Source organism: Helicobacter pullorum (assembly GCF_900638355.1).
In the GTDB taxonomy this organism is placed as follows: Bacteria; Campylobacterota; Campylobacteria; order Campylobacterales; family Helicobacteraceae; genus Helicobacter_D; species Helicobacter_D pullorum.
Genome location: NZ_LR134509.1, coordinates 1,654,410 through 1,671,506 on the forward strand (window position 1 = coordinate 1,654,410; position 17,097 = coordinate 1,671,506).

The following is a 17,097-nucleotide window of genomic DNA, read 5'->3' on the forward strand; positions in this document are numbered from 1 at the left end:
TAAAAGCATTATTAAAAACATTTTTTTGTGGCTATTAGCTCTTTCATTGATAAATAGCTATTCAAAGCCCCAAGATACGCCATTGCTGTTGCTTGCATAGTATCAAGATGCAATCCATGCCCAATGACTGCTGACTTACCTGATTCAAACTCCACTTTTACCACCACTTTTGCCAACGCATCTTTCCCTTCGCTCACCGCTTCTACTTTATAATCTTTTAAAATCCCCTGATAGCCACTAATCCTATCAATGGTTTTCAAAATTGCATCCACACTTCCATTACCAATTGCCGCATCAACTCTTTCTAAGCCATCTTTTTGAATGCAAATAGCAGCGTGTGGCACCCCACTAGAACAATCACTAATCTGCATTCTTACAAGCTCAAAAATTTGCGGAATCTTCGTGGATTGTTCTGTCAAAATTGAACGAATATCCTCATCATAAACTTCTTTTTTCTTATCGCAAAGAATCTTAAATTTCTCAAATGCACTATCTAGCTCATCTTGTGAAATTTCACCAAATCCTAAGCTTGATAATTTATCCCTAAAGGCTGCCCTGCCACTATGTTTGCCAAGCACCAAACCATTATCTTGTGGGATACCAATATCGCTAGCCTTCATAATCTCATAAGTTTCAGGGTGCTTTAATACCCCATCTTGATGGATTCCACTCTCATGAGCAAAAGCATTTTTGCCCACAATGGCTTTGTTTGGTTGAGGGCGAATACCAGTAATATCTGCGACTAGCTTGCTTGCAGCATAAATTTCTTGCGTTTTGATTCTTGTATCCAAATCCTTAAAAATATCTTTACGCGTTTTTAATATCATTACCACTTCTTCTAAAGCGGTATTTCCAGCACGCTCTCCAAGCCCATTGATGGTGCATTCAAGCTGTCTTGCACCATTTTGTATTCCCGCAATGGAATTTGCCACTGCCAATCCCAAATCATTATGACAATGCACCGACAAAATAGCCCTATTCCCCACGCACTCTTTTATTTCTCTAATAATATCCCCAATCTCACTTGGCAAGCGATAGCCAACAGTGTCTGGGAGATTCAATGTCTGTGCCCCTGCTTCAATAACTGCCAAAGCGATTTCTTTTAAAAAACCAATATCGCTCCTACAAGCATCTTCACAGCTAAATTCTACATCCTCACATAAACTTTTTGCAAGTTGCACAGATTCAACAGCTCGTTTGATTACTTCGCCAGGCTGCATTTTGAGCTTATATTCCATATGAATAGGACTTGTTGCAATAAAAGTGTGGATTCGTTTTAATTTCGCTTTTTCTAATGCCTTTGCAGCAGCCTCAATGTCCTTTGGCACAGCTCTTGCAAGAGAACAAATAGTGCTCTCTTTGACCGCTTCAGCAATTCTCGAAATTGCTTCAAAATCTCCCGGACTTGCCGCTGCAAAACCCGCTTCAATAATATCTACTCCCAATCTTTCTAACTGCAAAGCAAGCTTGATTTTTTCCTCTGTATTCATTGAGGCACCGGGACTTTGCTCACCATCTCTTAAAGTTGTATCAAAAATTTTTATCATTTCCATTGTTTTTATCCTTATTGAAATATTCTAATTTACAATCATTTTACAAAGAAAAAAAGACTCAGAGGCAAAAATATGGAAAAAGTGAATCGAATATAAAAATAGATGCCATAATATCCCTTATGGTGCATTCTCATTTTTTCTTCTCCACTATCTTTTTCTTCAATAAATAATACAATGCTCTAATAGGACCAAATAACACATAACAAGTAATCAAAGTAACAATACTAAGAACCGGATAAGCAAAAAGAATCGCCAAAATAATCATTAGCAAAACAATTGCTCTTACAAAACTAATCTTTTCAAAATTTAATTTTTTGAAACTAGGATAGCGAATGTTACTAACCATAAGCAATGCTACAATCAAACTTCCAATCAACAAAAATTGTGAGATGGCTTTGGAATTTTCCAAATAATTTTGCAAAAATCCCATTTCAAGCAATAACCAGCTCACGACAAAAACCGCAGCAGCAGGAATGGGCAACCCTATAAATACATTAGGCTCATTTTGTGTTGTTGTAACATTAAACCTTGCAAGTCTAATTGCACCAAATACGACATAAAGCCCAGATACAATAATCCCTAGTTTCCCATACATATACCCAACATAACAAAACAAGATCATTGCAGGTGCCACACCAAAAGCTACTACATCTGCCAATGAGTCAAATTCTACTCCAAATTTGCTAGTTGTCCCTGTCAATCTTGCTACACGACCATCTAAACCATCAAAAATCAAACTCAATAGCACAAGCCAACAAGCCAAGTGGAACTTTCCCATTGTTGCATAAGAAACACTCAAGATTCCAAGATAAATGCTCGCGCCAGTGAAAAGATTTGGCAAAATATATAAAGGATCAATTTTCATCAACGAACATACCCAATCACGCTAGAACCCGCATAGATTCTATCATCTATTGACACTTTGATTTCTACATTAGCTGGGAGTTTAAACTTTGCCCTGCCATTTAAAAAGAATCCTATTCTTTGCCCTATTCTAAACTTTGAATCAAAAAAATACAAATAAACATTACGCAAACAAATTTTAGGGTATAGCACAAGAGAGCTATCCCCACAAACACCCTTAAAATCTAAAATAATTTTTTCTCCGGTAGCTTCCTTTCCATTATATAAACCTTGTATCCTAAGCTTCTCTTTTGCCTCCCCCTCAAAAGGCATTCTTATCATTCCACAAAAACAAATGGGCTTTTTAATTTCCAAATAAATCCCATCATGTTGATTTTCAATATTAACTATTTTGCCATCAATGGGAGCCAAAATGCTATTTTCTGATAAATCTTGAGGGATTCTCTCTGGATTATAATAAAAATAAACAAAACAAATTAAAGCCAAAAAGGCAAGAAATCCAATAAATTTCCAACCAACCAACCAACAAAAAAATAATATCGCCAAAGTAATAATTATCGGCTTCCAACCTTCTTTAGCGATAATTTGTGTTGTAGTTCCCAAATTCTCTCCTTTAAGCTTCTTCTTTCTCTTCTTGAACTATCCTGCTTTCTAAATTGTGTGCTTTCTCATATTCTGAGATAATTTCACGCACTTTTTCTCCATCAATATTTTCTTTCTCAAAAAGCTCTTTTACGATATTTTCAATAGCTTCTCTGTAAGTTTCTAACGATTCTTTAACCGCCTCAAAACGCTCATTGAGAATCTTTTTGATATATTCATCCATTTTTTGTGCCATTTCTTCACTATACTCTCTAGTGCTTCCAAGCCCACCATTTAAGAATACATTGCGTTGTTTTTCAAGCACCATAAGCCCTGCAACATCTGTCATTCCATAATAGCTTACCATAGCCTTAATAATATCTGTTGCTCTTTCTAAATCATTGCTAGCACCTGTCGAAATTTCTCCCAAAAATACCGCTTCAGCAGCCCTTCCACCAAGCAAAACATCTACTTCAGCCAACAATTCATGCTTTTGCATTAAATATTTGTTTTCTTCTGGTGTATTAAGCGTATAGCCAAGTGCCGCCAAACCGCGAGGGATAATAGAAACTTTGGTAACTTTTTTTGCCCCTTTTGTAATTTCTGCGATAAGTGCATGCCCACTTTCATGGTAAGCAACGATTTTTTTCTCTTTGGGCGAGATTCTGCGTGATTTCTTTTCTAATCCTGCAATCCCTCTCTCTACTGCCTCCAAAAAGTCACTTTGCTCTACTTCTTTTTTATTGTTTCTTCCTGCCAACAAAGCCGCTTCATTGACAATATTTGCCAAATCTGCACCGGCTAAACCAGCTGTTAGCTTTGCCACTTCAAACAAATCAACATTTTTTGAAAGCTTGATATTTTTAATATGCACCTTTAAAATTTCCACTCTACCTTCAAAATCCGGCTTATCCACCAAAACTTGTCTATCAAATCTACCCGGACGCAATAATGCTGGGTCCAAAACCTCTGGGCGGTTGGTTGCAGCAAGCACAATAACAGGCGATGAATCCGAACTAAATCCATCCATTTCTGCCAAAAGCTGATTGAGCGTTTGCTCTCTCTCATCATTTCCACTTATCATTCCACCTGCTGCGCGACTTTTCCCAATAGCATCAATTTCATCAATAAAAATAATACTAGGGGCATTTTTTTTGGCATTTTCAAACAAATCCCTAACGCGACTCGCACCTACACCTACAAACATTTCAATAAAACTACTTCCACTTACAGAAAAGAAAGGCACACTTGCCTCTCCAGCAACCGCCTTTGCAAGCAATGTCTTACCTGTCCCGGGAGGTCCTACTAAAAGCACACCTTTGGGAATCTTCGCACCCAAAGCCGCGTATCTTTCTGGATTTTTTAAGAAATCCACAATTTCTACTACCTCATCTTTAGCTTCTACATTTCCAGCCATATCATCAAATTTTACATTTGGCTTTTCGGCATTCACAAGCCTTTTAGAGCTTCCAATTCCCAATATTCCATTACCCATATTTTTTTGCATACGATTTGCCAAAAACATCCAAATAGCAAAGAAAATAAAAATCGGCAACACCCAGCCAAAAAGCATATCGCTAAGCCAATTACTTTCACTATAACCTGTATATTCTACGCCCTTTTCATCAAGCAAAGGAATGAGAGTATTATCAGGGCTTACTCTTTGAGCATTATATACGATTTTTCCGCCCGCATTATTCGCTGTCGCTTTAATATTAGTTTGTCCGATGGCAACAAAATCAACCTCTTTATTTTCAATCAATTTTTTCATTTCATAATAATTAATTGTTTTTGTTGTGCTAGCACCACTTAACTTGCTTACTTCACCACTTGGAGACATAAAGCGAAAGATTACAATAGCGATGATAGCAAAGATTACAAACATCAACAAAGGGTTTTGATTAAAAATATTATTTGGTTTTTTATCTTGTGGATTTTGATTATTATTTTGTTTTTGCATTTTTATCCTTATATTTTTTTAAAAGTTAAAGTTACCCATTCTTCATAATTATTTTGAGTAAGTAATTCTAAGTTTTTAAACTTATCAAGAACTTTATTTGTATATTTCTCCAAAATCCCTGATAAAATTAATATTCCCTCTTTCTTGAGATAAGAATCCAAAGGCAATGCCACGATAATATCGGCTAAAATATTTGCCACAACCACATCAAAGCTTCCTTTTTCGCTTGTAATTTTATCAATTGTGCCCAAAAATACTTTATCTAATACCACGCCATTTTTTTGCATATTGTCTTTTGTTGCGATAATAGCTACTTCATCTGTATCACAGCACCAAACATTAGCCCCACTTTTCTTAGCAGCAAGCGAGAGAATCCCACTCCCACAGCCAACATCTAGCAATCTTTTTCCCTCTAAATCTATCTTGCTTAAAGCTTCTAAGCAGCCAAAAGTGCTCCCATGATGCCCACTCCCAAAAGCAAGTGCAGGATCAACAATGAGATTGATTTTATCTTTTTTGGCTTCAAACCAAGAAGGGTGTATGTAGTATTTACCGCATTCAATAGGCTGAATAGAATCTCTGTATTTGGCAATCCAATCTTGATTTTGCAAAACTTGCTTTTCAAATTCAAGATGGATTTTCTCTCCCATAATATTTTCTAAATTGTTAGCATACTCTTGTAATTGCTCTTGAATTGCATTAATATCTTGGTAAGTGCGTATAATAAAGCTATTATCACTTTCTTCGATAGCTTCATTAGTAATTTCTAATGCTTTATTTTGCAAAAGCCATAAAAACTTATCTGCTTTAATGCTAAGGCAATTATAATATTCCATCACTAATCATTTACGCCTAATACAACTTCTAACTTTTCTTTTAAGACTTGTGGTGTAAATGGTTTTACAATATAGTTATTTACCCCTGCTTTCAATGCAGTAATAACTTCTGCTTTTCCTCCCTCTGTGGTAACCATAATAATCGGAATATCCTTAAATCTATCATCAGCACGGACTTTTTTCACCAAATCTAACCCATTCATTTCAGGCATATTCCAATCTGTAATGAGGACTTTTACATCAGGATTTGCATTCATTCTTTCCCAGCCTTCAATCCCATTTTCACCCTCTAAAATATCATTATATCCTAATCTTGCAAGAGTATTTTTTATAATCCTTCTCATAGTTGAACTATCATCAACAACGACCATCTTCAAAGCGGACTCCTTTAAATTATTAAAAATAAAAATTAAAAAAGAATTGTTACATAATAGCAAAATTTAACATAAGCTACAATAAATTTTATAGTTTTGTTGGTGCTTTTCTATCCAAAAATCCTAAAAGCCTCTTTCAAATTAATTTTCTCTTCATAAAAAGCTTTGCCCACAATTACACCCTCAATATCAGAATCTTTTAATTTCTCCAAATCTTCCATACACGATAATCCACCACTTGCAATAGTAAATTTACCACTACTTTGTGCAATTTCTTTGGTAAAATCTATATTAATCCCTCCAAGCATTCCATCATTGCTAATATCTGTGCATACGATAGCTTCTATTTTGCTATTTACAAACTCTTTTGCAAATTCTTTAGCCAAGATTCCATCTACCTTATCCCAACCTTCTGTTGCTACCCTACCTTCTTTGGCATCAATGCCTATAACAATAGGGTATTTTTGTGCCATTTCTTTTGCAAAATCTGGATTTTTCAGTGCAATAGAACCCAAAATCACACGATTTACTCCAATTTCTAAATACTCTTGTATTGTCTTTTCATCTCTAATTCCACCCCCAACTTCAATTTTAAGCTTAGAGTGCTTAGCAATCTTCTCAATTACCTCTCTATTTTTTGGCTCTCCCCTAAAAGCTCCATCCAAATCCACAATATGCAAATATTCTGCACCCATAGACCAAAAAAGCTTTGCAACCTCTAGGGGATTCTTATAATAAACTTTTGCACTCTCCATTTTGCCTTGCGTTAAACGCACAGCACAGCCACCCTTTAAATCAATTGCTGGAATAATTTGCATTTTTTACCTTTAATTAGACATTGCACCAAAAGCAATTCCAAATGAATCTACAATAAATTAATTTTTAGATTTTAGTATATACTTTTATTATTTTTTTGTCAATTTATCGATAAATAAACTCATTATTAATTTGTTTGTAAAACTTGTGTTAGTATTCATTGAATTTAAAATCACAAATTTATAAGGAATACAATTATGAATACTTCAAACATTATCATTTTAACCCTTGGTTTAACTAGCTATGTTTTTGGATATGATACAATTATCATCAATCACAACAATAAACCCATTTTCACATTAGATTTTTACGCACAAGGCGAAAGTTCATCTTTTGGCGGAGAATCCCAAACTTCTTCTCACAACCTCACGCAAGCACAAAGGGCAGAAGTTTTAAGAGCAGCACAATTTTGGGCAGATATTTTAGGGTCAAATGCGACTAATTTTAATCCCATTCCTTTAAGCGTTGGCACTATTAAAGAAAAAAATGCTTCTGCCATTTCTTATGATATTTTGCATGCAAACAATTCTTCTTTATTTGCTGATATGCTTTATCATAATTTAACTTTAGAAAACGCAAAAGAAAATCTTAGCCAAATTCCCATAGACAAAGATTCACAAGGAAATCCCATTTTTCTTTCCGACCACGATTTAAAATATTTGGGGCACATTAATATGGGAACACTCGACTGGTATATTGCTCCACACCCAAGCACATTGCCAACTAATGCCAACCAATACGATACCTTTAGCACCTTTACTCACGAATTATTCCATGCTTTAGGGCTTGCCTCCACCACCACAAGAGAACCTAATGATGCTTTTGCGACTTCACTCAATGCCTACACCCAAAATCTAGTTGATTCAAGGGGTGTTAATGCGCAAAAAGAAATGTTAATTTTAGATGACAATGCCTATCAATCTAATAAAAACATTTTTCTAATAGATACTGAAGTGAATATGTGGGAAGGAAATATAGGAGGTAGTTTGAGCAATGCCACAGGACATGCTTATTTTGTAGGAAGCCATGTCAATGAAGTTATCCAAAATGCAGAACTTGGCTTTGATGCCTTTAATGGACTGCCTATTAGTGGTTGGGAAAATGGGGATGCTGATTTATCTCACATCGAGCTTGATAACTCTCTTATGAGCCACCAAACTTGGATTAATTACCTTTTCTTTATGGAGGCAGAACTTGCTTTGCTTCAAGACTTGGGATATGTTTTTGATAGAAAACTCTTTTATGGAGATTCTATTTATGAAAATGGAATTACTTGGGAAAGCCGCAATGGCTTTTATGATAGAGAAAACAACGCTTGGGTTGAAGGGAGTTACAACCTTTCAACTTATGGAGTGGGCTTACATATCTATGGCAGAGAAAACACCGCCACACAAAACCACAATATCCTATCTCAAGGCATTGCGGCAAGTGGTATCCGCATGGATGGGAGTAACAACACTCTAAACATTCATTCCAAAATACACACTCTAGGCGATTATTCTAATGGAGTGCTTGTGTCTTATGGAAAAAATCACACTATTAATCATGAAGGCGAAATCAAAGCCACTGGAAAAGAAGGGATTGGAATCCACTTAAATTTTGGAGATAATGAAGCTGGGAATAGCTCTGAATATAGAGGCTCATATATGTTTGCAAATCCTGATTATGATTTGAGTGAATGGCAAGATTTTTTAGAGGCTTATCGTCTTGATGGTGCTTTGGTTAGCAATCTTAATTTGCAAAATGGTAGCTACACTGAAGGCTCTCTTGCGTCCATTTTTATTGCCAATAATGCTTTTGTGGAAAATATCAATATCCAAAATGGCGCCACAATCAAAGGCGATATTATTTCCCTTTGGAATCCAAACAACCCCCATTTGCTTGAAAATTACCAAAATCAATACTACACCACATTAAATTTTGGCAGTCAATCCTTATTGACCCTTAATGAGCCTATTTCTTTTGATGGAGGGATTTATGGCTATGAAAGTATCAAGCTCAATAATTATTCCACTCTAGCCCTTAGTGACAATATTCTAGTCTATGATTTATACAACAATACCTCTTTAACCCTAAAAAATCCAAATGCACTTATAGGCATTAAAAATCATTTTGAAAACTCCACTAATGCCACTTTATATGCACCCATCAATGCACAAGGCAAACTTAACCTCCAAATAGGCAATTCTGCCTCATTAGCAGGAAATTTAAATTTCTATATGGCAAAAGATTTTTACAAAGACAAACTTACACTCAATCCCCACAATTTATTAGGTAATGAAAATCCTATAAATATTACAGGCAATTTTGCAAATATCAACTATGATTCTAGCCTTAATGCTTCTCATACTTTAAATTTCAAATTTGACAACGCCACAAACACTCTAACCATTACTAGAAACTATGAAAAATTTGCAAAAAATGACGATTCTCGCTCTCTAGCCCTAGCATTAAAATCGCTAGCTTTAAACTCTAGTGAATCTTCTTATGTGCCTCAATTATTCCAAGAATTAGATTTCACCCAAGATACAAACCTTATTGCAAACAGCCTTGATAATCTAAATGCCAAAACCTATTTAGATTCTGCAAAAATCTCTCTTGACTTCCAAAAAAGCTTAAATGAGGATTTTATCAATGATTTTAATCACTCCTCCAATCACGAATGGATTGTGCAGGTTTCTACTTTTGGTGCTTATCAAAATACAAAAGAAAATGGAGATTTCAACGCATATAAAGGTTACAATGGAGGAATCCACACCAAACTTTCCAAAAATTTCAATGATTCATGGGATCTAGCATTCCATTTTATTTTTAACTCCAATAATTTTGATTTTGAAAACAACAGCAATTCTAAAAGCAAGGGAGGGTATTTTGGAATTACCTCCAAATATGACTTTGATTCTGTTTATCTTTTGGGTTCATTGCGTCTTGGCTATGAATACACAAATTTAGAACGCGCTTTAAAAATAGGGGTATATTCCCAAAATTTTTCTTCTAGCTTCCATTCTCTCACCACTAGTGCATTAGCTGGATTAGGCAAGGATTTCACACTCACTCCCAAACTTTCTATCTCGCCTTTAGTTTATGGGGAGATAAACTCTCTCCATATGCCTGATATTACAGAATCTAACGAAGGTGCAGCCTTAGAAATCAAAAGCGACAATCACTATTTCCTAGGCTCATTTGCAGGTTTAAAACTCGCTTACAACAATGATATTACAAGCCTTTATGGGTTAAAATTAACTTTACTTGGTGGCTATTATCACTTATTTACAGACAACCTCAAAGTCAATGCCAAATTCAAAAACGATTCCAACCATACTCCCTTTTATGCACAAAATACACTCGACAAAAAAGATTCTTTGCAGCTAAGAGGCGATATTGGACTTTTTTACAAAAATGGATTTTTTACAAATTTAGCCCTCCAAAGCAATACCCAAAAACACCATACAGACTTTTTTGCCTCTTTAGAAGCGGGGATACGCTTCTAAAAGCCCTCATTTTATAATTTCACAAAATTTTTTAGTATTTTTAAACCCACATTGTGAGATTTTTCAGGGTGAGGCTGAATCCCAAAGATATTTTCCTTTTGTACAATGCTTACAAAATCTATGCCATAATGACTCATTCCTAGGGCATTTTTGGATTCCCCCAAATAATAACTATGCACAAAATAAAGATAAAAACTATCCTCTAATCCCTCCAACAAGGCACTATTTTTGACTTTTTTAACGAGATTCCAGCCCATATGCGGAATCTTCTCTCCCTTTTTCAAGGCTGCCTTCTCAAAATGAATAATTTCTCCCTCCAAAAGTCCAAGCCCAGAATGCTCGCCAAATTCATAACTTTTTTGAAACAAAAGTTGCATACCAAGACAAATTCCAAGCAAAAACTTTCCACTTTTGACAAAGTCCAAAATCGCTTCTTGCATTCCACTTTTTTGCAAATGCTCCATTGCATCGCCAAAAGCCCCCACTCCAGGCAATATTATTTTGTCATAATCCTTTAGTTTTGAAGGATCACTTTCAATCTTTGCACTTTCACCCACTTTCAAAATAGCATTTTGCACGCTTGCTAAATTACCAATATTATAATCCACAATCCCAAGCATATTACTAATCTCTTTTAATCCCTATGGTAAATTTCACATACAGCGAAAGCCCCACAAGCAACAAGGTTACACCGCCTATCAAATACACCGCATAGATTAGTTTTTCAGGCTCAATAATAGTAAATTTAAACACCAACATCAAAGCTTCAATCGCTAATGCAATGACAATAGAACCCAAAAAGCGTATCATTGTTTTATGCACCATTTTTGAATCTTGAGATTTTTGCCTACCCAACACCTCTTCTTCAAAAATTGCCCTTACTAAATCAAAAATTGCTAATGAGAGCGTAATAAGTATTGTCGCTTCAAAAATATCTTTAATATCCAAACTATTAAATCTTTCTAATGCCTCCCACATGCTAATTCCGCCCTTTACAAGCAGCAATCCACAAACCAAAAATAAAGCCAAAGAAATTACAAAATAAATCGCTTTTTTAAAGTTTGAAAAAAATCCAAATAATGGCATAGGACGCACCAACAAAGAAGTCTTATCCAATGGAACATCCATACACACCACATACATCAATTTACCCTTATCATTATAAAGAGGATAAGAAACCGTTACTACAAGATTCCCACTTGCCAAAGAAGGGTAAGGATCTGTTAAAATACACTTTTTTTCTTTAACAGCCCGATAAAAATACGCTCTATCGTTGTGATTTTCTCCCTTTTTGCATTCAATGGAACTATCATTGCTAATCCCATCAATTGCTAAATTTCCACTAGAATCAAGCACATACAAAAGCTCAAAAATTCTTACCTCACTGCCAATTTTATGCAAACCATCAATAATTTTATTTAACTCAATATGGGGCAAATAATTTTTGATATTGCGTTGCAACAAAAAACACAAATATGCTCGTATTTCATAACGCATTTCTGCAAATTGTAAAATTTCTTTTGAAAGCATTAATTTCCTTAAAAAATATCTTTAAGATTCAATCTGTTTTGTGATTGTATCAAAAAAGATTCTATGATAAGCTTTATCTTTGGGGAGATTTTCTCTCCAAATTTCTAAGATTCCCTTATATTCTGCGACACTCAAATTCCCCTTTAAAAGCTCATAATGCAAATACACTCCATAGGTATTTAACACATCACTTTGACAATATTCGTCAATCACCTCATACTTTCCTTGATAATACAACTCCAAAACCATATCTCCATGCACATCATATTTTCCGGGCATTCCCACAAGATTTGCCACCACATCTAATTTCAATCCACGCACACTACCAAAATTGCCAAGCACATCTAATAAATCTGTATGGAATCTCTCACTATATCTTTGGCGATAATTCTCCCATTTATTCTTGTTATATTGAAGATTATCCACTTCAAAATAAGCATTAGCTTGAAGCTTATACTTCATCGCCCTAAGCAAAAGCATCGGCAAATCAAATCCTCTACCATTAAAACTCACAAGCTTTGGTTGATGCTTATTAAGATAATCCAAAAAGGCTTTGATGAGGGATTCCTCCCTTTGCTCTTTAGTTTCGCCAATGGCTTTGAAATTTCCCACTTTTTTAAAATTCCCAAATTCATCACAAAACACCGCCGCAATAGACACAACTTGATGATAACAAATAGGCAAAAATTCACTTCCACTATTTTCTTTTTGAATCTCCATTGCTTTTTTGCTAATCTCCAAATCATCGCTAGAAACAAAATCACACTTTTCAAATTCCGCCCTAAAGCCCTGTTTAATAAGCTCTACATCAGGAATTGTTTCACAATCAAACACCATTACCATTTTTGCTCCACAAATATTTTTTAAAGTAATTTTAGTTAAAATCCTATCAATTTGTTATAAAAAGGGATAAAAATGTTACTTGGAGTAAATATTGACCATATCGCAACTTTAAGAGAAGCTAGAAAAATCAATGACCCAGACCCACTAGAAGCCATTTTTATTGCCAAAAGAGCCGGGGCAGACCAAATCACTCTACACCTAAGAGAAGATAGACGCCATATGAATGATGATGATATTTCTCGCATTGTAGAATCTTCATTTTTGCCCATCAATATCGAATCTTCTATCAATCCCCAAATCATTGATTTTTTGCTAAAAATAGCTCCACACAGAATCACTCTTGTCCCAGAAAATCGTCAAGAAGTCACAACTGAAGGCGGATTAAATGTAGAAAAAAACCTCAAAATAATCCAAGAAATTACAAAAAAATTCCAAGACAATGGCACAGAAGTTTCGCTTTTTATTGACACAGATATTTGCCAAATCTGTGCTGCAAAAGAAACAGGTGCAAATATGATAGAACTTCACACAGGAGCTTATGCAAACCTGCATTTAATGTTATTTACAAATCTCCCAAAAATGCACAACAGCATCAAAACCTTAGAACAATCCAAAAGCCACCTAAAAGAAGCTTATGAAAATTCCTTAATAGAGCTAAAAAATGCAGCAAAAGAAGCAAAATGGCTTGGGCTAGAAGTTGCAGCAGGACATGGACTAAATTATGCCAATTTAAAGCCGATTTTAGAAATTCCAGAAATCATAGAGTTAAATATCGGACAAAGCATTGTTGCAAGAGCAATTTTCACAGGATTAGAACAAGCTATAAAGGATATGGTAGCACTTCTTAAATAATCCTCATCTCACTTGCCTACTCATTGCCCACACATCTATTTATCTACATCTATAATTAACATCTACTTATTGACCTATTTACTTATATTTATTGAAGATTTTATCAATAAATCCACAGCTTGATTATCTCAATTATTTACTCACTCGCTTAACTTTCTAATTATTGATATAATTACTTTCACATGCAATCACTTATCTACTTACTAAATTATCTAATTCTAACACTTATCTACTAAATTACACCATTACCCACCAAACTCACTTCATTATAATCGCTTACTAAATTACTAAATTACTAAATGATTGAATGATTGAATGATTGAATGATTGAATACAATATCTTACCTATAATGCTATACGCCATTGCTATTTATTATCTTTCAAGTATTACCTAGTAGAATCATGGTAAAAAGTGACAATACGCATTTCTTTAACTAAATTTTGGCTTATTTCAAAGCCATAGCAAACAACAAACCCTAATCCATAGCCGCCAAATTTCACTCATCTCTATTGAGTATGCACTTCCACAACGACACTCATTCCAGCCCTTAAGTCATCAAGTCGTGCTTGGTTAGAATCAATTTTAATCTTTACTGGGATTCTTTGGACGATTTTTATGAAATTTCCTGTGGCATGATTGACTTTTATTGCACTAAACTCGCTCCCTGTTGCCGGGGAGATTTCCTCCACCACTCCGCTAAATTCCTTATCATTTAAAGCATCGACACTAAAAACCACTTTTTGCCCGATTTTTACCTTATCCATTTTGGTTTCTTTGATATTGGCAATCACCCAAATATCTTTTGGCACAAGATAAACAAGGGCGGTATCTTGAGAGACAAACTGCCCTATTTTTGCACCTATTTCACCCAACTTTCCTGCAATAGGAGCTTTAATGAGTGAATTATCCAAATCAATCAAGGCAAGCTCTAATAAGGATTCTGCCCTTTTTACTTCTGCTTCTAATGTAGTTTGGTTGGTTTTGAAACTTTCAAATTCTTGCAAAACCTGTTGGAGTTGGGCTTTTGCTTGTATATGTTGGGCTTGTGTGCTTTTGAGATTCGCCGCTGCATTGTCATAATCCCTTTTGCTTAGAGCTTGTTGCTTAATTAGCATTTTGGAGCGTTTAAAATCCGCCTGCATATTTTGGAGATTTGCCTCTACTGCTTTGATTTGCGCTTCCTTTTCTTTGATACTTGCTTCATGCAAGAGATAATCTTGTGCATAAGTTTTAAGTGCATTTTGTGCAATTGTGAGATTTGTTCTTGCTTCCTCCACCCTTTGAGTGAAAATCCGTTTATCAATTTGAAAAAGTGGCTGTCCTTCTTTGATTGTTTCAAAATCTTTGACATAAATTTCTGTGATATATCCACTCACCTGCGGAGAAAGAATTGTCGTGCTAGATTGGATATAAGCGTCATTTGTCGCTACAACATTCATAAAAAATGGTGGAAGCTGCCAAGCATATAAAATCGATAAAACGCCGATAGCCATTCCTATAATTGTAGAAACAATCACAAAAAGTTTGGGTTTGCGTGGTAGCCAAGAATATTTTTTCATTGTATTCTCCTTATTGATTTGGTTTCTTTGTTGTTTAATTTTTCTAAAAATTGAGCGGTTTTGAGATTGCTATTAATAGATTTAGTTTTTAGAATGTTTAATTCTCTTTGTATAGAATTAGATGAAAGAAGTTTGAAATACACATAACGCGAAGCTAAAACAAGAAAGATAAAAGTCCCAATAACCCCTATATAAAAAAATAAATCTCCATAAGCTAAGATTCCAGCCTGTTTATTGAGTTCTTCATAAAAATCACCTTTGAAGCGTTGAATAAGGTTATTTGCTTGGAAGGAATGATTAAGCAAATTCTGCATATGTTGCATAGTTTGCGTCTGTATAAAAAAACCGATAATTGCCGAACCTAATAAACCAAATACGCCTTGTGAGAAAGTAAAAATTGCCGCGAAAGTAACAAGATGATTGATTCTTCTAGCATACCCTAGAATAATTCCATTTACCATTAAAGGACCGATGAAAAATACACTAGCAAAAGCAATAAGAAATTGCCCCAAATAAAGATTGCTAGGGAGCATATCTATTGAAAGCTTTGTAGAAAGAAAACTACCAAGCGGGATAAGAAATGCCGCAAAAAGAATCATACCATGGGAGCGTTCATAATGATAAATCATAATACAAGCGATTCCTCCACACAATGCTCCTAGAGTTAAAATTCCATAATAATCCATTAATTGATAATCGCTAAAGCCTAATACATTCTTAAAAAGCCCAGTTGCACCCGTGCTTTGTTCTGCCAAACACATACGCACAAATGCCGCAGCTAATGCTACTTCAATTAGCTGAATATTAGTTAGAAATTTGAGATTTATAAAAGGGCGTTTTTTGAAAAACTCTATTAAAAAGAAAATTCCAAAAGAAACAATAGCAATGCACAATCCATAAGCAATATAACTATGATGCCACCACACAATATTACCAACACTAAAGATAAAACAACAAATGGCTGTGGCTAGAGCATAAAAAACAATCGAAGAATCTTCGAATGAAAAAGCTTTGTCTATTTGCGAGGGAGGAAGCTCTATTAGCAAAGAAACACAAAAAGCAATGATACAGATTCCAGCCTCAAAGCACAACATCAAATGTGGATAATCACTGATACTAAAATACGCCACAATGAATCTTGAAAGCACCGAGCCAATTTGGATTAATCCAATGCTTATGGGAAAGAGTAAATATCTTTGTTTGGGGGGCAACATTTCAAGTGCATAATAAATAGTCAATACATTGATACCTCCTCCCACTACACCACCAATAAAGCGCGCAAAAATGACTACACTAAAATTACTATACATTAATTCTAAAAATTGTGAAAGCAGCAAACCAACAAAAATACAGATAAAAAAGATTTTGAGTCCAAAATGCTGTCTAAGTCTAAAAAGCATAATAGTAGTCCAAACATTACCCATATAATAAGCAGCAGTTACGCAAGCTCCTTGTGTAGGCGTAAAACCATAATCACCTTGCAAATAAGGAATATAGGCGATGATGAGATTGTTTTGTAAGCTTGCAGTTACCAAAGCAACAACAAAGCCTATGCCATAAATTAATCTTATTTTGTTTGGAAAATCCGGTTTAGCTGGACTTCCCCAAATAGATGGCATTTCATTTGGAGTAAAATGTTTTTCAAATTTCAATGGCATAAGCACCCTCCATTTACAAAAAAATAATTTTATTGAAATCAAGATAGGTTGCCTCTAGCGGTATAACTTAACTTGCTTTAAAAAGAAAAAGAATCAAAATATTTTAATGCCATAGTAGCAATTTAGTTTTGAAGCGTCTGGAGAATGAATGATAGAATCTCAAGGAGTTTTAAAATTT

Annotated in this window: 14 protein-coding genes; 2 read left to right on the forward strand and 12 right to left on the reverse strand. The window is 34.9% G+C overall.

All coding sequences use genetic code 11. From position 1 onward, the window contains the following. Nucleotides 1-11: 11 nt before the first annotated feature. The 7 genes from EL247_RS08065 to hisA all read right to left on the reverse strand — a co-directional run bounded on the left by EL247_RS08065 (nucleotide 12) and on the right by hisA (nucleotide 6,987). Entirely contained in the window at nucleotides 12-1,553 is a 1,542-nt protein-coding gene (locus EL247_RS08065) for a 2-isopropylmalate synthase (RefSeq protein WP_104745736.1), read from the reverse strand. Nucleotides 1,554-1,683: 130 nt separating this feature from the next. Further along, nucleotides 1,684-2,418 (reverse strand): CDP-diacylglycerol--serine O-phosphatidyltransferase, encoded by a 735-nt coding sequence (gene pssA, locus EL247_RS08070; RefSeq protein ID WP_005021549.1) that lies wholly within the window; start codon nucleotides 2,416-2,418, stop codon nucleotides 1,684-1,686. Next, on the reverse strand, nucleotides 2,418-3,020 hold the full coding sequence (locus tag EL247_RS08075) for a phosphatidylserine decarboxylase (RefSeq protein ID WP_065836762.1): 603 nt from the start codon (nucleotides 3,018-3,020) through the stop codon (nucleotides 2,418-2,420). The genes pssA and EL247_RS08075 overlap by 1 nt, the downstream gene beginning before the upstream one ends. 10 nt (nucleotides 3,021-3,030) lie before the next feature. Beyond that, a complete protein-coding gene (gene ftsH / locus EL247_RS08080) occupies nucleotides 3,031-4,959 on the reverse strand; it encodes an ATP-dependent zinc metalloprotease FtsH (RefSeq protein WP_104745737.1) in 1,929 nt (642 codons plus the stop codon). Nucleotides 4,960-4,967: 8 nt separating this feature from the next. Beyond that, a complete protein-coding gene (locus tag EL247_RS08085) occupies nucleotides 4,968-5,795 on the reverse strand; it encodes a 50S ribosomal protein L11 methyltransferase (protein ID WP_005021553.1) in 828 nt (275 codons plus the stop codon). A gap of 2 nt (nucleotides 5,796-5,797) precedes the next feature. Next, a complete protein-coding gene (locus tag EL247_RS08090; RefSeq protein ID WP_005021554.1) occupies nucleotides 5,798-6,172 on the reverse strand; it encodes a chemotaxis response regulator CheY in 375 nt (124 codons plus the stop codon). A gap of 107 nt (nucleotides 6,173-6,279) precedes the next feature. After that, the gene (gene hisA / locus EL247_RS08095; RefSeq protein ID WP_060661340.1) at nucleotides 6,280-6,987 is read right to left on the reverse strand and encodes a 1-(5-phosphoribosyl)-5-[(5-phosphoribosylamino)methylideneamino]imidazole-4-carboxamide isomerase; all 708 of its coding nucleotides are present in this window, start codon (nucleotides 6,985-6,987) and stop codon (nucleotides 6,280-6,282) included. Nucleotides 6,988-7,182: 195 nt separating this feature from the next. Between hisA and EL247_RS08100 the strand changes: the two genes are divergently transcribed. Then, complete coding sequence (locus EL247_RS08100) at nucleotides 7,183-10,476, forward strand: autotransporter family protein (protein WP_232019758.1); 3,294 nt, start codon at nucleotides 7,183-7,185, stop codon at nucleotides 10,474-10,476. 11 nt (nucleotides 10,477-10,487) lie between these two features. Here EL247_RS08100 and hisH read toward each other — a convergent pair whose 3' ends face one another. From hisH to EL247_RS08115, 3 genes are read right to left on the reverse strand one after another with little or no spacing between them, the layout of a single operon-like run. After that, the gene (gene hisH, locus EL247_RS08105) at nucleotides 10,488-11,096 is read right to left on the reverse strand and encodes an imidazole glycerol phosphate synthase subunit HisH (protein WP_065836763.1); all 609 of its coding nucleotides are present in this window, start codon (nucleotides 11,094-11,096) and stop codon (nucleotides 10,488-10,490) included. 4 nt (nucleotides 11,097-11,100) lie between these two features. Beyond that, nucleotides 11,101-12,006 carry a PDC sensor domain-containing protein gene (locus EL247_RS08110; RefSeq protein ID WP_005021565.1) on the reverse strand — a complete coding sequence of 302 codons (906 nt, stop codon included), beginning with the start codon at nucleotides 12,004-12,006 and terminating at the stop codon, nucleotides 11,101-11,103. 21 nt (nucleotides 12,007-12,027) lie between these two features. Then, complete coding sequence (locus EL247_RS08115) at nucleotides 12,028-12,849, reverse strand: 3'-5' exonuclease (protein WP_005021569.1); 822 nt, start codon at nucleotides 12,847-12,849, stop codon at nucleotides 12,028-12,030. 72 nt (nucleotides 12,850-12,921) lie between these two features. On the opposite strand from EL247_RS08115, the gene EL247_RS08120 reads away from it, so the two are divergent. Next, nucleotides 12,922-13,701: a pyridoxine 5'-phosphate synthase gene (locus EL247_RS08120; protein WP_005021571.1), complete on the forward strand. Its 780-nt coding sequence runs from the start codon at nucleotides 12,922-12,924 to the stop codon at nucleotides 13,699-13,701. Between the two features lie 507 nt (nucleotides 13,702-14,208). Here EL247_RS08120 and EL247_RS08125 read toward each other — a convergent pair. Further along, nucleotides 14,209-15,261, reverse strand: coding sequence for an HlyD family secretion protein (locus EL247_RS08125; RefSeq protein ID WP_104745738.1), 1,053 nt, complete (start codon nucleotides 15,259-15,261; stop codon nucleotides 14,209-14,211). Continuing rightward, the gene (locus tag EL247_RS08130) at nucleotides 15,258-16,919 is read right to left on the reverse strand and encodes an MFS transporter (RefSeq protein ID WP_126442178.1); all 1,662 of its coding nucleotides are present in this window, start codon (nucleotides 16,917-16,919) and stop codon (nucleotides 15,258-15,260) included. The genes EL247_RS08125 and EL247_RS08130 overlap by 4 nt, the downstream gene beginning before the upstream one ends. Between the last annotated feature and the right edge of the window lie 178 nt (nucleotides 16,920-17,097).